The following is a 17,823-nucleotide window of genomic DNA, read 5'->3' on the forward strand; positions in this document are numbered from 1 at the left end:
CGAGGCGCCGACAGGAAGCCCGGCGGACCGCGAGAGACGAGAGCCTTCGCGCGGCGCGGCAACGTGCCCGGAGGCTGACGGGAGAGCGCCCGCATGCTCGACAACGAGCCCACCGACGGGGCTGTGAGCCTTGACGGTGACACGACAACGGAAGAACGCGGCCAGGCCGGGGGACAGGTTTCCTCCGGTCCGTCCGGCGTGTCCACGACGACCCCGCGCCGCCGGGCGGCGAGCCGCCCGGCCGGGCCTCCGCCCGAGCCGGACGACCTGCCGCCGCCGGTGACCACGGTGGCCGCGGCCACCAAGCCGAAGGCGGTAGGAGGCACTGCGCCGAAGGCCGAAGGGGGCACTGCGCCGGAAGCGGCCGAGCCGACCGCGCAGCCCGCGCAGGAGGAGCCCGTCGCGAAGGAACGGCCCAAGCGCGTCACCCGCCGCCGCACGAAGACCGCCGAGGAGCCGGTTGCCGCGGAGCCGCCGGCCGCCCCGGAACCGGTGTCGGCCGTAGAACCGGTAGCGGCCACGGCTGAGCCGGCGCCGGCCGCTGACGACGAGCCGGCCGTGCCCGCGCGGCGTCGCCGGACCCGTAAGAGGACCGACGAGACCGAGTCGTCCCCGCAGCAGGAGCAGGCAGGGGAGACAGAGCAGGCCGGGGAGAGGGTGCAGGCCGCGCAGGCCGAGGAGCCCGTCGCCCCGAAGCGCCGCCGCCGTGCCCGCGCCGAAGAGCCGGAGCCGGAACGATCCAGGGCGATGAGCGCCGCCGAGGCGGAGGTCGCCGCTGCTCTGCGGCTCAACCTCCCCGATGAGGAGCCGCTGGACGACGAGCCGCTCGACATCGAGGACGTCGACATGGAAGACGTCGACGACGAGGAGAGCGGCGGACGGCCGGACGTGGTGGCCGATCCCTTCGGTCTGTCCGCGCGGCAGCCGTCCGTGCCCTCGGTGACCTTCCAGGCGCCGTCGGCGCTGTTCCAGCCGCTCTTCCAGGCCCCCGACCCGTTCGCGGTGCCCGTGCAGAGGCCCGCGGCACCCGCGGCCGCGCCGGTGCCGGCGGAGGACGAGGAGGCGGAGGCGGAAGAGCCGGAGGAGACCGAGGAGCCGGCCGAATCCGGCGAGGACGAGTCCGAGGGTGAGGGCGGCAGCCGCAGGCGGCGCCGTCGCCGGGGCGGACGCGGACGCGGTGCCCGCGCCAGGGACGCCGAGGACGGCGAGGAGCCGGAGGACGAGGGCGAGGAGCCCCAGGCCGCCTCGACCGAGGAGGACGACCGCGAGCAGGCGGAGGACGACTCCGAGGGCCAGGCCGGCACTCGCCGCCGTCGGCGCCGCCGCCGCCGGGGCACCGAGGAGGCCGAGCTGGCCCCCGACGACCCGCCGAACACGGTCGTTCGCATCCGGGCGCCCCGCGCGACCAGGTCCACCTCCGTGGACGAGGTCCAGGGCGTACGGGGATCGACCCGGCTGGAGGCCAAGAAGCAGCGCCGCCGTGAGGGCCGTGAGCTGGGCCGCCGCCGTCCCCCGATCATCACGGAGTCGGAGTTCCTGGCCCGGCGCGAGTCGGTCGAGCGGATCATGGTCGTGCGCCGTCAGGGCGGCCGCACCCAGATCGCGGTGCTTGAGGACGGCATCCTCGTCGAGCACTACGTCGACCGGGAGGCCAGCCAGTCGTACGTCGGCAACGTCTACCTCGGCAAGGTCCAGAACGTGCTGCCCTCGATGGAGGCGGCGTTCGTGGACATCGGCAAGGGCCGCAACGCCGTGCTGTACGCCGGCGAGGTGAACTTCGACACAGCGGGGCTGGAGGGCCAGCCCAAGCGGATCGAGGCGGCGCTGAAGTCCGGGCAGTCGGTGCTCGTCCAGGTCACCAAGGACCCGATGGGCCACAAGGGCGCCCGGCTGACCTCCCAGATCAGCCTGCCCGGCCGCTACCTGGTCTACGTGCCTGACGGTTCGATGACCGGGATCAGCCGCAAGCTGCCCGACAAGGAACGGGCCCGGCTCAAGCAGATCCTGCGCAAGGTCATGCCGGAGAACGCGGGCGTCATCGTGCGCACCGCCGCGGAGGGCGCCTCGGAGGAGGAGCTCAGCCGTGACGTCGCCCGGCTGTCGGCCCAGTGGGAGAACATCCAGCGCAAGGCCAAGTCGGCCAGCCCGCCGGAGTTGCTGTCCGGCGAGCCCGACCTGACCATCCGGGTGATCCGCGACGTCTTCAATGAGGACTTCGGCTCCCTGGTCGTCGAGGGCGACGAGGTGTGGACGACGGTGGACGAGTATGTCCGCTACGTCGCCCCGCACCTGGCCGAGCGGCTGTCGAAGTGGGAGGAGGGGACCGATGCGTTCTCCGCCTACCGCATCGACGAGCAGATCGCCAAGGCGATGGAGCGCAAGGTGTGGCTGCCGTCCGGCGGCTCGCTGGTGATCGACAGGACCGAGGCGATGACCGTCGTCGACGTCAACACCGGCAAGTTCACCGGGCAGGGCGGCAATCTCGAGGAGACCGTCACCCGCAACAACCTGGAGGCGGCCGAGGAGATCGTCCGCCAGCTCAGGCTGCGGGACATCGGCGGCATCATCGTGATCGACTTCATCGACATGGTTTTGGAGAGCAACCGTGACCTGGTGCTCCGGCGGCTGCTGGAGTGCCTGGCGCGGGACCGGACGAAGCACCAGGTGGCCGAGGTCACCTCGCTCGGCCTGGTGCAGATGACGCGCAAGCGGGTCGGTCAGGGCCTGCTGGAGGCGTTCTCCACGCCATGCGACTGCTGCCACGGGCGCGGGATCATCGTGTCGACCGAGCCGGTCGAGGCGAAGCCCGAGCCACGCGGCACGCAGGGCAAGATGGCCATCGAGAAAGCGGTGGCCGAAAAGGTGGGAGCAGGCGACGGTTCCGTCGCCGTGGCGGCAGGCTCGGTGCGCCAGAGCGTCACCGACGCCATCGACGCCGATTCCACCGACTCCGACGGGGGCGACAGCTCCGTGTCGTCTTCCCGGGGGCGGCGACGTTCCCGCAGGAAGACGGCGGAGTAACGACCTCGTCATCCGGCGATCCGCTCGGTTCGACCTGGGTACCGGCTATCCGGTACTCTGGTCAACCGGTGCGCCTGGTGTTGGCGTGCCTGGCTTCGCGCGCCTGCCCGGATCGCCGGTCGTGTATCGACAGCAGCTGGATGCGGGGCGCGGCATCTCAGCATTTAGCCAGTAGAAGGGTTCCGCGGTGTACGCGATCGTTCGTTGCGGCGGCAGGCAGCAGAAGGTCTCCGTCGGGGACGTCCTCGAGGTGGACAAGGTCGCCGGAGAGGTTGGCTCCTCGGTGTCGCTGCCGGCGGTGCTCGTCGTCAACGACGGCGATGTCACCACCGACGCTGCCACGCTTTCCCGGTTCCAGGTGACCGCCGAGATTCTCGGCGAGACCAAGGGACCGAAGATCCGGATTCTGAAGTACAAGAACAAGACCGGATACAAGAAGCGCCAGGGTCACCGCCAGCGGTACACCCAGGTCAAGGTCACCGGCATCAACCCCGGACAGTAGTTTCCCGGGGGACGACCCCCGCTTACCCCCGAAAGGGAGTGAACCATGGCACACAAGAAGGGCGCCTCGTCCACCCGGAACGGCCGTGACTCGAACGCTCAGCGCCTCGGTGTGAAGCGTTTCGGCGGTCAGCTGGTGAACGCGGGCGAGATCATCGTCCGTCAGCGCGGCACGCACTTCCACCCCGGCGACAACGTCGGCCGTGGTGGCGACGACACGCTGTTCGCCCTGGCCACCGGCCGGGTGCAGTTCGGCACCAAGCGCGGTCGCCGCGCGGTGAGCATCGTCCCGGCCGCGGAGTAGATCCGCCCGGGACACCAATAAGCAGCGCGATGAGGCGGATCGAGCATTCGGTCCGCCTCATTCGTTTTTCCGTACGGCAGTAAGGGGGAGCGGCTGATGGCCGATTTCGTGGACCACGTCGTCCTGCACATCAAGGCGGGTGACGGGGGCAACGGCTGCGCCTCCATCCACCGGGAGAAGTTCAAGCCCCTCGGGGGGCCCGACGGCGGCAACGGCGGACGCGGTGGCGACGTCATCCTGGAGGTGGATCCCAACACCTCCACCCTGCTGGAGTACCACCACCGGCCGCACCGCCGGGGAGGCAACGGCAAGCAGGGCATGGGCTCCAACCGGGACGGCGCCAACGGGGAGGACGTCGTGCTGCAGGTGCCCAACGGCACGGTCGTGAAGGACGCGGGGACCGGCGAGGTGCTGGTCGACCTGATCGGCGCCGGCACCCGGTACGTCGCCGCGCAGGGCGGCTTCGGCGGCCTCGGCAACGCCGCGCTGGCCAGCGCCAAGCGCAAGGCCCCGGGTTTTGCGCTGCTCGGCGAGCCGGGTGACGAGGCCGAGATCGTGCTCGAAATCAAGACCGTCGCCGACGTGGCGCTGGTCGGGTTCCCCAACGCGGGCAAGTCGTCCCTGATCGCGGCGCTCTCCGCGGCCCGCCCCAAGATCGCCGACTATCCGTTCACGACGCTCATCCCCAACCTCGGCGTGGTGACGGCGGGCGAGACGATCTTCACGGTCGCCGACGTGCCGGGGCTCATCCCGGGGGCGTCCGAGGGTCGGGGCCTCGGACACGAGTTCCTGCGGCACGTCGAGCGCTGCTCGACGATCGTGCACGTGCTCGACTGCGCGACGGTCGAGCCGGGGCGCGACCCGCTCACCGACTTCGAAGTGATCGAGGCCGAGCTGGCGGCGTACGGCTCGCTGCAGGACCGGCCGCGGCTGGTCGCGCTGAACAAGGTGGACGTCCCCGACGGCCGGGACCTGGCCGACATCGTCACGCCCATGCTGGAGGAGCGCGGACTGCGCGTCTTCGAGATCTCCGCGGCCAGCCACGAGGGCCTGCGGCCCCTGGCGTACGCGATGGGGGAGATGGTGGCGACGGCGCGGGCGCAGGCCCCCGTGGAGGAGCCCACGCGGCTGGTCATCCGGCCCAGGCAGTTCGGCGAGACCGGGTTCGCCGTACGCCGCATCGACGAGAACCGCTTCCAGGTGAGCGGCGAGAAGCCCGAGCGGTGGATCCGCCAGACCGACTTCTCCAACGACGAGGCCGTCGGCTACCTGGCCGACCGGCTCGAACGGCTCGGCGTCGAGGAGGCGCTGATCAAGGCCGGCGCGACGGCCGGCGCCGAGGTGGTCATCGGTCCGATGGAGGGCGGCTACGTCTTCGACTGGCAGCCGTCGCAGGGTATGGAGGCGACCATGGGCCCACGTGGCACCGACGCGAGGCTCGGCTGACCGGAGGGCCGGAGTGGGAGATGGCGTGACAGGCAGACAGCGGATCCGCGAGGCCGCGCGGCTGGTGGTCAAGGTGGGGTCGTCGTCGCTGACGACGTCCCGGGGCACGATCGACGTCGACCGGGTGGACGCGCTGGTCGACGTGCTCGCGGTCCGGCGCCAGGCCGGCACGCAGATCGTGCTCGTGTCGTCCGGCGCGATCGCCGCCGGGCTCGGGCCGTTAGGTCTGCGCGCCCGGCCCAAGGACCTGGCCACCCAGCAGGCGGCCGCCTCGGTCGGGCAGGGCGTGCTGGTCGCCCGTTACACCTCCTCCTTCGCCAGGTACGGCCTGCGCGTGGGGCAGGTGCTGCTGACGGCCGACGACATGATGCGCCGCATCCACCACCGCAACGCCCAGCGGGCGCTGGCCCGGCTGCTGGAGCTCGGCATCGTGCCCGTCGTGAACGAGAACGACACGGTGGCCACCGACGAGATCCGGTTCGGGGACAACGACCGGCTCGCGGCGCTGGTGGCCCACCTCACCCACGCCGACGGGCTGGTGCTGCTGTCGGACGTCGACGCGTTGTACGACGGAGACCCGCGCAAGGCCGGCGCCCAGCGGATCGCCGAGGTCCGGGGGCCCGAAGATCTGGAGGGCGTCGAGCTGGGCACCTCCGGCCGGGTCGGCACCGGCGGAATGATCACCAAGGTGGAGGCGGCCCGCATCGCGACCGGGGCGGGCGTCCCGGTCGTGCTCACGGCGGCGGCGCACGCGGCGCAGGCGCTCGCCGGCGCCGACATCGGCACCTGCTTCCACCCCGGCGGCCGCCACCCCGGCACCCGGCTGCTGTGGCTGGCACACGCGACGACCGGCCGGGGCCGTCTGCACCTGGACGCGGGCGCGGTCGAGGCCGTGGTCGATCGGCGCAAGTCGCTGCTGCCCGCGGGCGTCGTGAAGGTCGAGGGGGATTTCGCCGCGGGCGACCCGGTCGACCTGTGCGCGCCGACGGGCGCCGTCGTCGCCCGCGGTCTGGCGAACTATGACGCGGGGGAGGTCCCCGGCCTGCTCGGCCGCTCCACCCGGGAGCTGGCGAGCACACTCGGCCCGGAGTACGAGCGCGAGCTGATCCACCGGGACGACATCGTGATATTGGAGCCTGTTCACCACCACAAGTGACGGAGCGCGAGGCAATGTCTGAGGCAGAGGAATTTCTGAAGGTCGCGCGGGCGGCGAGGGACGCCGCGACGGTGCTCGCGCCGATGCCGCGCGCGCCGAAGGACGCGGCGCTGCGCGCCGTGGCCGACGCCCTGGAGGCGGCCACGGACGAGATCGTCGCGGCCAACGCCGTCGACGTGGACCGGGCCAGGGAGAGCGGCACCTCCGAAGCGATGATCGACCGGCTGCGGCTCGACGCCGGCCGGATCGCGAAGATCGCCGATGCCGTCCGCGAGGTGGCCGACCTGCCCGACCCGGTCGGCGAGGTCGTGCGCGGCAGCACGCTGCCCAACGGTCTGGAGCTGCGTCAGGTGCGGGTGCCCCTCGGCGTCATCGGCATCATCTACGAGGGCCGGCCCAACGTGACCGTGGACGCGGCCGCGCTCTGCCTCAAGAGCGGCAACGGCGTGCTGCTGCGCGGGTCGTCCAGCGCGTACTCCTCCAACAGCGCGCTGGTGCGGGTCATGCAGGAGGCGCTGGCGGCGACCGGGGTGCCGGCGGACGCCGTGCAGCTCGTGCCGGGGCAGACCCGCGAGTCCGTCAAGCACCTGATGCGCGCCCGCGGGCTGGTGGACGTGCTGATCCCGCGTGGCGGCGCCTCGCTGATCAACAGCGTGGTCGAGGAGTCGACCGTGCCGGTGATCGAGACGGGGGTGGGCAACTGCCACGTGTACGTGGACGCCGACGCCGACATCGACACCGCCCTGAAGATCCTGGTGAACGCCAAGGCGCAGCGGCCCTCGGTGTGCAACGCGGCCGAGACGCTCCTCGTGCACGCCGCCATCGCCGACGAGTTCGTGCCCAGGGCACTGACGGCGCTGAAGGACGCGGGCGTGACCGTCCACGGGGACGAGCGGGTGCGGGCCTACGGCGCCGACGTCGTGGCCGCCACAGAGGAGGACTTCACCAGCGAGTATCTCTCGCTCGACATCGCCGCCGCCGTCGTCGACTCGCTGGACGACGCGGTCGCGCACATCCGCAGGTACGGCTCGGCCCACACCGACGCGATCGTGACCCGCTCCCAGCAGGCCGCCCGCAGGTTCGTGGCGACCGTGGACTCGGCGGCGGTCGCGGTGAACGCCTCGACCCGGTTCACCGACGGCGGAGAGTTCGGCTTCGGGGCGGAGATCGGCATCTCCACCCAGAAGCTGCACGCCCGAGGCCCGATGGGGCTGCCGGAGCTCACCTCCACCAAGTGGATCTACACCGGCGAGGGCCACGTACGGGCGTGACCGTCAGACGCAGGTGAGCACGGGACGCGAGCCTGCGGCGGGGTGAGGCGGCCGGGCGCCCGGCGGTCCGGCCGGCCTCGTCGATCCGGGGCCGGTCGGCATCGGCTTGTCCGCGATTCGAACGGCGCGCCTCCGCCTATTCGGACGGCCGGGCCGCTATGGTTGGCGCTCCTATGGCTGGACGTCTCGGGCGGGTCGGCCCCTACGCGCTGCTGGAGCGGCTGGGCCGGGGTGGCATGGGTGAGGTGTACCTCGCCGTCGGCCGCCGGGGCGACCGCGTCGCGGTGAAGATGCTCCGCGACCCCATCGAGAACGATCCGGACGCCCGATTACGGCTCGAACGCGAGGTGCGGGCGCTGCGCCGGGTCGAGAGCCCGTACGTCGCCCAGGTGCTCGACGCCGACCTGTCCGGCGACCGGCCGTATCTCGTCATGGACTACATCGAGGGGGAGAACCTCCTTGACGGCGTACGGCGTGGCGGGCCGCTGAAGGAGTCCCGGCTCATCACGCTGGCGCAGGGCCTCGCGGCGGCTTTGGCGATCATCCACGCGGGCGGGGTCGTGCATCGTGACGTCAAGCCGACCAACGTCCTGCTGGGCGAGCACGGGCCGGTGCTGATCGACTTCGGCATCGCCCAGGTGCTCGACGCGACGCGGGTCACGGTGACCGGCACGTTCCTCGGCACGCCTGGCTACTGCGCTCCCGAGGTCTTCGCCGACGAGACCGTGGGGGAGCCCGCCGACGTGCACGGCTGGGCCGCCACGGTGGCGTTCGCCGCCACCGGACGGCCGACCTTCGGCCGGGGCACCGCCGAGTCCCAGATGTATGCGGTGCTGAACGGCAAGGCCGACCTGGTGGGGGTGCCGGCCGCCCTGCTGCCTCTCGTCCGCGCCGCCCTGCATCGCGACCCCGCCCGGCGGCCGACCGCCGCGTTGCTGGCCGACCGCCTGTCCCGGCTCGCGCGGGCCGCCGGGGAGGCGTCGGTCGCCGAGACCACCACACGTACGCCCGCGGAGCCGGCCCGGGCACGTGCCGGAGCCGACACGAAGCCGGCGGCGAAACCGGCGGCCGGGAAGGCCGCCAGGACAGAGGACAAGCCGGCCAGGAAGGGCACCCGGACGGAGGACAAGCCGCCGGTCAGGAAGGGCACCAGGGCGGAGGACAAGCCGCCGGTCAGGAAGGGCACCCGGACGGAGGAGAAACCGGCCAGGAAGGGCGCCGAGACCACGGCGCGGGAACGGGCGGCGGCGGCCGAGCGGGGCGCACGGCGCGGCGGCCCCGGCTCCGCCGCCGGCCCCCGGCGGGTGAGGTCGGCCACGGCCCTCGCCACCGCACCGGAGGGGGCGGAGGGGGCGCTCGGCATCCCGACCGGGAACGCGGCCCTGGTCTTGGTCGCGCTGCTCGCCCTTCCCTGCGTGGTGGCGTCGGTGGTCTACCCGCTCGCCACTTTCGCGATCACGGCGGCCCTCGCGGTGGTGATCAGGGCCGTGTGGACCAGTCACTGGCTGGTGCGCAGCCGCAAACCCGGCCGTGCCCGCGCCTGCCTGCGCGCGCTGGCGTTCCCCCTCACGCTGGCCGGTTCGCTGCTGTCGGCCGTCGCATGGCCGGGGCTGCCCGCCGTCGCGGCGGCGTTCGCGGCGCTGTGGGTGGGCTCCGGGGGTCGCCTGGAGCCCGAGTGGTGGTCTCAGGCGGTGCCCGTCACCATCGCCGGCGTGGCCTTCGGCGTCGTCAGTGGCGCGATCACCGGCCGGGAGATCGAGCGCGCGGGCGCGGCCATTCCGGGCCTGCGGCGGGAGGGCCTGCGCGCGCTCGCCGTCCTGGGCGGCTTCGTCGCGCTCTGCGCCGCGGCCGTCCGCGCCGTGGCCTTCTTCTTCTGACGCTGCCGGGCCGGTTCGCCGCTCACGTGTCGCGGCTCAATTCTCTGGTTCGGTTCTCCTGGCTCAGTTCTCGCGCCGGGAGAAACGGTTGAAGATGCGCTCGCCGGCGTTGACCGCGCCCTCGGCGACGTCGCGCAGCACGCCGATGAACGGGTCCTGCGACTGCGCCCACGACTCGCGGTAGGAGTTGGCCGCCGCCTTGATCTCCTCGGTGATGCTGGCGTTGCCGTCGTCCTCGCGGCGCGGGTACGTGCCGCCGATGATCCGGTCGTACTCTCCGCTGCGACGCCAGCGGTCGAGTTCGGCGACGCGGGTCACCGCGAACGGGTGGGTCGTGCCGAGCATGTTGAGGACCTTGAGCAGGCCGTCACGCACGTCGCCCGCGGTGTCGTACTCCCTGGCCTGGTCGAGGAACGCCTCGATGTTCATCTCGTGCAGGCGGGAGCCGCCGGCGAGCTTCATGAGCGCCCGCAGCGCGGCGTCGGGGTCCTGCCCGGCGAGCAGGCCGCCGCGGTCGGCGGACATCTCCGCCTTGCGCTGCCATTCCTCCAGGGCGGCGACGATGACCCGCAGGCCGATGTAGCCGAGCGGGATCCAGGCCACCCGGGTGGCCAGGCGGGTCAGGATCGCGAGCATCGTGCCGTAGACGGCGTGGCCCGACAGGATGTGCGAGGTCTCGTGGCCGATGACGAAGCGCAGCTCCTCGTCGTCCATGAGGTCGAGCAGCCCCGTCGAGACGATGATGAACGGCTCGTCGAACCCGATCGCCATCGCGTACGCCTTCGGGTCCTGCTGCACGTAGATCTCGGGGATCCGGTGCAGGTCGAGGATGTAGGCGCTGTCGCGGCCCATGTCGTGCAGGGCGCGAAACTGGGTGTCGGTCGTGCGCACCGCGGAGGCCAGGAACATCAGGCGGAGCCGCCGCTCGCTGAACAGGCCGGACGTGCGCTTGAGCACCGCGTCGAATCCGGACAGCGAACGCATCGCGACGAGCGCGGAACGGTCGGCGGGGTGTTCGTAGGCTCGCGAGCTGATGCCGGTCAGCTGCACGCGATTGCGATCGGGAGTGGTCATGTTCCGCATGCTATGTCTCACGCGCCGGACGCGCGCGGACGTGGGGGGAGCCCCGGCCGTCATGGGAGGCCCGGGTTCCGGTAACGTCCGCTAGGCGCGTTATCGTCCGTTTCATGCGTAATGGGACGACGATCCGGCGACTGGGCGTGATGGGCGGAACCTTTGATCCGATCCACCACGGCCACCTGGTGGCGGCCAGTGAGGTGGCCCACCACTTCAACCTGGACGAGGTGGTGTTCGTCCCGACCGGCCGGCCATGGCAGAAGGCCGAGCAGAACGTGTCCTCGTCCGAGGACCGCTACCTGATGACGGTGATCGCCACCGCGTCGAACCCGCGCTTCTCGGTCAGCCGGGTGGACATCGACCGGCCCGGCCCCACCTACACGATCGACACGCTTCGTGACATCGGCGCCGCGTACGGGCCGGACGTGGAGCTGTACTTCATCACCGGCGCCGACGCGCTCGCGCAGATCCTGAGCTGGCGCGACGTCGACGAGCTGTTCACCATCGCGCACTTCGTCGGCTGCACCCGGCCCGGCCACACGCTCCAGGACCCCGGCCTGCCGGCGGGCAAGGTCAGCCTGATCGAGATCCCCGCCCTGGCGATCTCCTCCTCCGAGTGCCGCGACCGGGTGGCCGCCGGAGAGCCCATCTGGTATCTGGTCCCCGACGGCATCGTGCAGTACATCAACAAGCGCGGCCTCTACCACGACCCGGAGAGCTGACGGCCCGTCGCGATTCCCGCAGACCGTACGCCGCGGCGAGCGCGCCGGTGAACGCCGCCGCGTACAGCACCGGACGGTAGGAGGTCAGGGCGAGGAGCCCGGCGCCGAGCGCCATCCCCACGGCGGTCGGGACGAACAAGACGGTGTTGGCGGTCGCGGACACGGTGGCCAGCAGGTCTCGGGGCGCGATCCGCTGTACGGCGGTGAAGGCGGCGACCAGCACCCAGGGCAACCCCAGTCCCGACAGCAGGCTCGCCGCCGTCACGACGGGCGTCCAGGGGACGGCACGCAGCGCCACCGAGGCGGCGAAGATGAGCCCTCCCACGGCGGACAGCCGCGCCTCGCCTGCCCGGCGCAGCAACGGCCCCGCGATGAGGCCGCCGAGGACCGTGCCGCCGCCCTGGACCGCGGACAGCACGCCGGTGAAGCCGGGCTCCCGGTGCAGACCGTGGTCGACCAGGGCGAAGACGATCGCGCCGTTGACGCCGGAGACCAGCATCAGGGCCGCTCCGGACAGTATGAGGCGGCGTAGGAGCGGGTCGCGGAACAGGAAGCGCGCCCCCTCGGCCGTCCGGGCCGCCCAGCCGCGCGTCACACGGGCGCGCCGTGCGGAGGCGGCCGGAAGTCGCAGCGTGCCGAGCAGCCACGCGCCGGCCGCGAAGGTGGCCGCGTCGAGCGCGACCACCGCGTCGCCGCCCGCGACGGCGAACAGCCCGGCGCCCAGCAGAGGCGCGGCGAGGCGGGTGCCCTCCGACGCGCTCATGCGCATCCCGTTGACCTCGGCCAGAAGCGCCTCCGGCACGGCCGCGGGCAGGACGGCCGCCTCCGCCGCGTCGAGCACGACGAAGCTCACGCCGTACAGCAGGAGCACCGCGAACAGCAGCCAGACCTGCTCGGAGGAGCGGACCAGGAAGAGCAGGCAGAGCGCGGCGCCCATCACGACGTTCGTCCAGACGAGGACGGGCCGCGCGCCGAGGACGTCGACCACCGCGCCGAGTGCGGGCCCGGCCGCCGTCGGCGCCCAGAAGCAGAACGACGTGAGGGCGGCGAGGCTGTCTGAGGCGGTCAGCGACTTCACCCAGATGCCCGCGACCAGGGACATCGCCATGGTGCCGAACCCGGAGACCACGACGGCGCTCAGGTAGCGACGGGCGTTGCGATCGGCGAGGGCGGCTTTCATGCCGGGGATCATTGCCGCATGGCCGAGCTGGCCGACGTACGGGTCCGGCGGGGCGGCCGGGAGCGCCGCTACCGGGCGGCGGGAGGCACACCGCTGACCGAGCAGCGGGACGGCTTCCCGCTGCTCGCCGAGGCGCTGGCGCGGTCGCTGCGCGAGCGGGCCGGGCGGCGCCGCGCGGGCGAGGAGGGGGTCACGGCCGACGCCGAGCTGTGGGTCGAGCCTGAGCTGTGGCACGACGTCCGCGGTAGGATCCTCGCCGCGATCGTGGACCTGCACGAGGGCGCTGCGGCACCGCGTACGCCGGGGACGATCCGGGTCGGCGCGACCGTCGCCGCCTTTCCCTTGACGGAATCCACGGGCCCTGCAGGACGTTGAACTCCTGATCCCGGGCATAACACCGGAATCGACAGGTGTGCCGGTAGGGTCTCCCCGGGAAAGCCGGTTGTACGGAGCACGCGGACTGTGCACCCTGGAAGAACCCGTCAACGGAGGACAGAACCGAATCGTGACAGCATCCGAGAGATCGATCCAGCTCGTGCGGGTGGCGGCCGAGGCCGCCGCCGAGAAGCTGGCCGACGACATCATCGCCTACGACGTGAGCGACCAGCTCGTCATCACCGACGCCTTCCTTCTCTGCTCCGCGTCCAACGACCGGCAGGTGCGTGCGGTCGTCGACGAGATCGAGGAGCGTATGCGTGTGGAGGCCGACGCCAAGCCCGTACGCCGTGAGGGCGAGCGGGAGGGTCGCTGGGTCCTGCTCGACTACCTCGACATCGTGGTGCACGTGCAGCACGAGGAGGACCGCAACTTCTACGCGCTGGAGCGCCTGTGGAAGGACTGCCCGTCCATCGAGCTGCCGGAGAGCGTCAAGCGGGTCGCCGCGCAGCGCGGGCACGGAGCGGCCCAGTGACGAACCCTGTCATCGGGGCGGCCCGATGAGCCGTCGCGTCGTCTGCCTGCGGCACGGGCAGACGCTCTGGAACGTCGAGAAGCGCTTCCAGGGGCACACCGACATCGCATTGGACGAGACCGGCGTCGCGCAGGCGGCCCGGGCGGCGTCCCTGCTCGCGGCCCTGCGGCCGACCATGGTCGTCGCCTCGGACCTTCGGCGCGCGTACGACACCGCCTCGGCCCTCGGCCGGCTCACCGGCCTCGACGTGGCGGTGGACAAGGACCTGCGCGAGCGCGGCGGCGGCGAGTGGGAGGGCCTGACCCGCGACGAGATCAGGGCGGGCTGGCCGGTCGAGTACGAGGCGTGGGAGGCCCCGGGCGGCGAGGACGTGGCGCACGTCGCCGATCGGGTCGCCGACGCGATCGGGCGCTGGGCGTCCCGCCTCGACGAGAACGGCCTGCTGGTCGTCGCCTCGCACGGCGCCGCGCTGCGGCTCGGCATCTGCCGGATGCTCGGGCTGCCGCAGGAGCTCTGGTCGGCGCTGGGCGGCCTCGGCAACTGCTCGTGGTCGGTGCTGGAGGAGGGCCGCCGCGGCTGGCGCCTGCTGGAGCACAACGCCGGGACGCTGCCCGAGCCGGTCAGCAGCGACGACAGCCCGGCCGCCACCGCGGACGCTTGAGACTCGGGTGACCTGGGTGACGATTAGGTAAACGGACGGGCATACCTATATGCTCTCCGAGCGCCGCGCCGGGAACACCCGGGGCGGTGGCAAGGGGCTATAGCGCAGCTGGTAGCGCACTTCCATGGCATGGAAGGGGTCTGGGGTTCGAATCCCCATAGCTCCACCCTTCACCTGACCTGTGGTCCCGCCGGGCCTCAATCGGCGAGCAGCGGGCCGCGACGAGCGCCGCGCGTCGAGACCAGCCCTCCCACCAGGCCGCTCACGGCGCAGACCAGGACCAGAGCCAGGTACTGCGGCACGGAGAACGCGAACCACAGCTCGCCCACCGCGGCCTTGCCCAGCGCTGCCAGCGAGGCGGCGGCGATCGACGTGCCGAGCAGCGCGCCCGCACCCGTCACCACCAGCGACTCCCAGCAGACCATCCGGGTGAGCTGGCCCGGCCGAGTTCCCACCGACCGCAGCAGCCTGATCTCCTCCGCCCGCTCGGCCATGGACATGGCCGTGGCGTTCAGCACCGCGACGACGGTGAACAGGACCGCCGATCCCACCAGGACGGGAGCGACCCACCTGTCGGGCCCCGTACGCGTCACACCCGCCGCCGCGTCGGAGGTCGATATAGCGAACAGGAACGTGCAGGCGAGCGCCACGGTCAGCATCACCGGGGAGGCCACGGACATCGCCCGGCGCGGCTGCGTGACCAGTGCCGACCTGGCGAGCATCCCGGCGCCCGGGTCGAGCCAGGCCACGGGTGCCGCGATGGTCCAGCCCGCCGCCTTCAGCGCGACGGGGCCCAGCGCCGACGCGCCGACGCACAGGGCCATCGTCGCCGCCAGCCCAATCGGCAGCGCGGCCACCGGCTTCACCCGGGGAACCAGCCACAGCAGCGCCCCGCCCCCGGAGAGCGCGGTCACCCCGAGGGCCGCTCTCGGCCACGGCATGATTCGCTGCTGCACCGCGCTGTCACGCAGCACCTCCAACGGGCCCACCCGCACGGCCTTGCGCGCGGCCGCCCGCGCGGCGACCAGCGTCACCAGCAACCCGGCCACCAACCCCAGGACGAACGGCCCCGGCGTCACCGTGACCGGAACGCTCACGGGAGCCAGCCCGATCGCATGCAGGGCCCACCCGATCAACCCGGCGTACGGCACGGCCAGCGCGCACCCGGCCCCGCTCGCCAGCACGGCCACCACCAGCGCCTCCGTCATGATCAACCGGCGCAGCTGCCGGGGCGTCATCCCGGCCGAGCGGAGCAGGCCCCACGTTCTGCGTTGCCGCAGCACGTGCAGGCTCAACGTGCCCGCGACCACGAACACCGACACGAAGATCGACACCAGGGTGGACAGGACCAGCAGCCCCATGACGCCGCCCAGGTCGTCGCGGCCGCCGGCGCCGGCGATCAGCAGGCCGCTGCCGCTCACCAGCGCCACCGCCATGAGCACCGCGGTGAACGACGCGGCGAATCCGGCCGGGTCGGTCCGCACGTTGTTCCAGGCGAGCACGAGCGTCATCGCCGGCCCCCCAACCGCAGGCTGATCTGCTCCGCAGAGGGCCGGTCGAGCACGTCCACGATCCGTCCGTCGGTGAGGAAGAGCACCGAATCGGCCCGGGCGGCCGCCTCCGGGTCGTGTGTGACCATCACGACCGTCTGGCCGAACTCGTCGACCGCCTCCCGGAGCAGGTTCAGCACCTCGTGCCCGGTGCCGCGATCCAGCGCGCCGGTCGGCTCGTCGGCGAACAGGACCTCCGGTCTGCCGAGCAACGCCCGGGCGACGGCCACCCGCTGTTGCTGACCCCCCGACAACTGTGCCGGGCGATGTCCCTCACGTCCCGCCAGCCCGACCCGATGCAGCAGCTCGCGCACGCGCGCCGGATCGGGCCGGCGCCGGGCGAGCCTGCTGGGCAGGATGACGTTCTGCCAGGCGGTCAGCGACGGCACGAGGTTGAACGCCTGGAAGATCACCCCGACTCGGTCGCGCCGGAGCACCGCCAGCTCCTGTTCGCTCATCTTCGTGATGTCCCGTCCGGCGATGCGTACGGCGCCCGACTGCGGGCGGTCCAGACCGGAGGCGCACTGCAGCAGAGTGCTCTTGCCCGAGCCGGACGGGCCCATCAGATCAGCGTCGCGTTCCGGAGCGGCGCTTTCACCGCGGTTGGCGCAGGGCGACCGATTCCGTGCTGCCCCTGCCGTAGGTCCTCGACACCTTCTCGAGGACGACAGCGTGATCGCTCATGACCCCAAGTCTGCCTCGCCGGGGCGGGGTCAGAGGCTCTTGAGATAGGCGAGCGACGGCATGAAGAAGTACTCGCCGCCCTTCATGGTCACGGTCTGGGGGACCTGAGGCTGGGGAGCGCTGAGTTTCGTGCTGTCCCACGCCTTCGGGTACCGCACCTTGACGTCCCGCTTGCCCTGGCCGATCACGGGGTCGTGACCGGTGCCCCCGGCCGGGAAATCGGGGTTGTCGGCCCAGGTCTGCTGGGTGAACTCGAACTGGCTCTGCAGGCTGGAGTTGAACGCCATGAACAGCAGGCCCACCCCGCCGGTCGGCCGGGTCGTCGCGGGCGCGTCGTCCCACGGCCTGTCGGTGCGCCCGCCGTACGTCTGGCCGCGCCGGGCCATCATGACGCCGAGCGCGCGCTCCAGGCCGCCGTCCCGCGAGTCGCGGGGGTTGGCCTTGCGGATGTGCGCGCCGACCGGGCACCTGGCACCGGGGTCGTCGCGGTAACTGAAGTCGTTCTGCACCGGGTGGCCCTCGGAGCTCGGCTTGCCGTGCAGCCGCAGCGGGGTGCCGTTGCGGAACCGGCCCACCAGCATCGCGCCCGCGAGCGGCCGGTCGTCTCCCTTCAGGCCGAGCGCGTCGGCGAGGGCCTCCTCGGCCTCGCGGAACGCGCGGACGTTCTGTTCCAGCTTGCGCAGGACGAGATAGCTGCCGAAGTGCCGGCTCGGGTGGGGAGCGAGGGGGTCGGGGACGAGCACGTGGCTCAGCGGGAAGAAGGGGTTCCAGTTGGTGCCGGACTCGGCGGCCACCTGGTCGGCGAGGAACAACGGCTGGCTGCGGCCGTCCACGTAGCCGAAGTGCTCGATGCCCCGGCCCTGGGCGTCGCGCAGGCCCTCGCCCTTCTCCTCGCCGACGATCTTCGCGGTCTTCGGCAGCAGCGCGAGGACGCGCTCGCGGGTGGCGGCGACCGGTCCGGGCGTGGCATCGCCGATCAGCACGATCGCGTGGATCTCCTCCTGGTAGTGCTTTTCCCAGGCGCCCACCGCCGGGTCGCTCAACGTGTCCTTGCGCCGCTTCATCCCCGACTTGAACGCGTTGTCGGTGAATCGGGTGGGCGAGTGGCCGACTTTCAGATAGCCGATTTTGCTGATACCGACGCCCACGTACGGCGTGCCGGATTTCTTCGTGCGGTTGAAGTCGCGGACCTCCTCCAGGTGCTTCCTGGCCGATTTCATGAGCGGCACGAGGGAGCGCAGGAAGCGCCTGCCGTCCGGGCCGTCGCCGAAATGCACGAGGAGCAGGGACATGCTTTCCCGGACGTGCGCCTGCAGGATGTTCGGCTGCAGGTTGTCGAGCATGGCCTTGGTGTCGGCGTCGAGTTTCGCCGAATCCCACGCGAGCGGTTTGCCGTTGGACAGGTCGACCGGCATGTCGAATCCTTCCCCGTAGTGGAAATGTCGGGCCCCCACCCGATAAGA

16 protein-coding genes and 1 tRNA gene are annotated in these 17,823 nt (G+C 72.0%); 12 read left to right on the forward strand and 5 right to left on the reverse strand.

The genetic code is table 11. The features are described 5' to 3' along the window. Positions 1-93: 93 nt before the first annotated feature. The 7 genes from ACGFIB_RS09470 (at position 94) to ACGFIB_RS09500 (ending at position 9,576) form a co-directional block, all read left to right on the forward strand. A complete protein-coding gene (locus ACGFIB_RS09470) occupies positions 94-3,021 on the forward strand; it encodes an Rne/Rng family ribonuclease (RefSeq protein ID WP_393370090.1) in 2,928 nt (975 codons plus the stop codon). Between the two features lie 187 nt (positions 3,022-3,208). Next, positions 3,209-3,523, forward strand: a complete 315-nt coding sequence (rplU, locus tag ACGFIB_RS09475) for a 50S ribosomal protein L21 (protein WP_030505848.1) — start codon at positions 3,209-3,211, stop codon at positions 3,521-3,523. 45 nt (positions 3,524-3,568) lie between these two features. After that, entirely contained in the window at positions 3,569-3,826 is a 258-nt protein-coding gene (gene rpmA / locus ACGFIB_RS09480; RefSeq protein ID WP_030505847.1) for a 50S ribosomal protein L27, read from the forward strand. 96 nt (positions 3,827-3,922) lie between these two features. Then, positions 3,923-5,272, forward strand: coding sequence for a GTPase ObgE (obgE, locus tag ACGFIB_RS09485; RefSeq protein ID WP_142573244.1), 1,350 nt, complete (start codon positions 3,923-3,925; stop codon positions 5,270-5,272). Between the two features lie 25 nt (positions 5,273-5,297). Then, positions 5,298-6,428, forward strand: a complete 1,131-nt coding sequence (gene proB / locus ACGFIB_RS09490) for a glutamate 5-kinase (protein WP_229689891.1) — start codon at positions 5,298-5,300, stop codon at positions 6,426-6,428. A 14-nt stretch (positions 6,429-6,442) separates the two neighbouring features. Next, positions 6,443-7,699, forward strand: coding sequence for a glutamate-5-semialdehyde dehydrogenase (locus ACGFIB_RS09495; RefSeq protein ID WP_357245658.1), 1,257 nt, complete (start codon positions 6,443-6,445; stop codon positions 7,697-7,699). A 173-nt stretch (positions 7,700-7,872) separates the two neighbouring features. Next, positions 7,873-9,576: a serine/threonine-protein kinase gene (locus tag ACGFIB_RS09500; RefSeq protein WP_393370093.1), complete on the forward strand. Its 1,704-nt coding sequence runs from the start codon at positions 7,873-7,875 to the stop codon at positions 9,574-9,576. 63 nt (positions 9,577-9,639) lie between these two features. Here the strand turns inward: ACGFIB_RS09500 and ACGFIB_RS09505 are convergent, their stop codons facing one another. Then, complete coding sequence (locus ACGFIB_RS09505) at positions 9,640-10,650, reverse strand: M48 family metallopeptidase (RefSeq protein WP_373292608.1); 1,011 nt, start codon at positions 10,648-10,650, stop codon at positions 9,640-9,642. Positions 10,651-10,763: 113 nt separating this feature from the next. Here ACGFIB_RS09505 and nadD point away from each other — a divergent pair, with 113 nt between their 5' ends. Then, positions 10,764-11,375, forward strand: coding sequence for a nicotinate-nucleotide adenylyltransferase (nadD, locus tag ACGFIB_RS09510; RefSeq protein WP_357167914.1), 612 nt, complete (start codon positions 10,764-10,766; stop codon positions 11,373-11,375). Here nadD and ACGFIB_RS09515 read toward each other — a convergent pair. Further along, complete coding sequence (locus ACGFIB_RS09515) at positions 11,338-12,555, reverse strand: MFS transporter (RefSeq protein WP_393370097.1); 1,218 nt, start codon at positions 12,553-12,555, stop codon at positions 11,338-11,340. The genes nadD and ACGFIB_RS09515 overlap by 38 nt on opposite strands. 18 nt (positions 12,556-12,573) lie before the next feature. Here ACGFIB_RS09515 and ACGFIB_RS09520 point away from each other — a divergent pair, with 18 nt between their 5' ends. From ACGFIB_RS09520 to ACGFIB_RS09535, 4 genes are all read left to right on the forward strand, one after another. Next, positions 12,574-12,930, forward strand: coding sequence for a hypothetical protein (locus tag ACGFIB_RS09520; RefSeq protein WP_393370100.1), 357 nt, complete (start codon positions 12,574-12,576; stop codon positions 12,928-12,930). A gap of 130 nt (positions 12,931-13,060) precedes the next feature. Beyond that, positions 13,061-13,465: a ribosome silencing factor gene (gene rsfS / locus ACGFIB_RS09525; protein ID WP_142573231.1), complete on the forward strand. Its 405-nt coding sequence runs from the start codon at positions 13,061-13,063 to the stop codon at positions 13,463-13,465. Between the two features lie 25 nt (positions 13,466-13,490). Then, positions 13,491-14,126, forward strand: a complete 636-nt coding sequence (locus tag ACGFIB_RS09530) for a histidine phosphatase family protein (protein WP_142573229.1) — start codon at positions 13,491-13,493, stop codon at positions 14,124-14,126. A gap of 93 nt (positions 14,127-14,219) precedes the next feature. After that, a tRNA-Ala gene (locus ACGFIB_RS09535) sits at positions 14,220-14,292 on the forward strand. Positions 14,293-14,323: 31 nt separating this feature from the next. On the opposite strand, the gene ACGFIB_RS09540 is transcribed toward ACGFIB_RS09535, so the two are convergent. The 3 genes from ACGFIB_RS09540 to ACGFIB_RS09550 form a co-directional block, all read right to left on the reverse strand. After that, positions 14,324-15,637 carry an FtsX-like permease family protein gene (locus ACGFIB_RS09540; protein ID WP_393370103.1) on the reverse strand — a complete coding sequence of 438 codons (1,314 nt, stop codon included), beginning with the start codon at positions 15,635-15,637 and terminating at the stop codon, positions 14,324-14,326. Then, positions 15,634-16,239 (reverse strand): ABC transporter ATP-binding protein, encoded by a 606-nt coding sequence (locus ACGFIB_RS09545; RefSeq protein WP_393370106.1) that lies wholly within the window; start codon positions 16,237-16,239, stop codon positions 15,634-15,636. Before ACGFIB_RS09545 ends, ACGFIB_RS09540 begins: the two co-directional genes overlap by 4 nt. 150 nt (positions 16,240-16,389) lie before the next feature. Next, on the reverse strand, positions 16,390-17,775 hold the full coding sequence (locus tag ACGFIB_RS09550) for a Dyp-type peroxidase (RefSeq protein ID WP_357245674.1): 1,386 nt from the start codon (positions 17,773-17,775) through the stop codon (positions 16,390-16,392). Positions 17,776-17,823: the final 48 nt, after the last annotated feature.

The organism is Microbispora bryophytorum (genome assembly GCF_043197435.1).
In the GTDB taxonomy this organism is placed as follows: domain Bacteria; phylum Actinomycetota; class Actinomycetes; order Streptosporangiales; family Streptosporangiaceae; genus Microbispora; species Microbispora bryophytorum.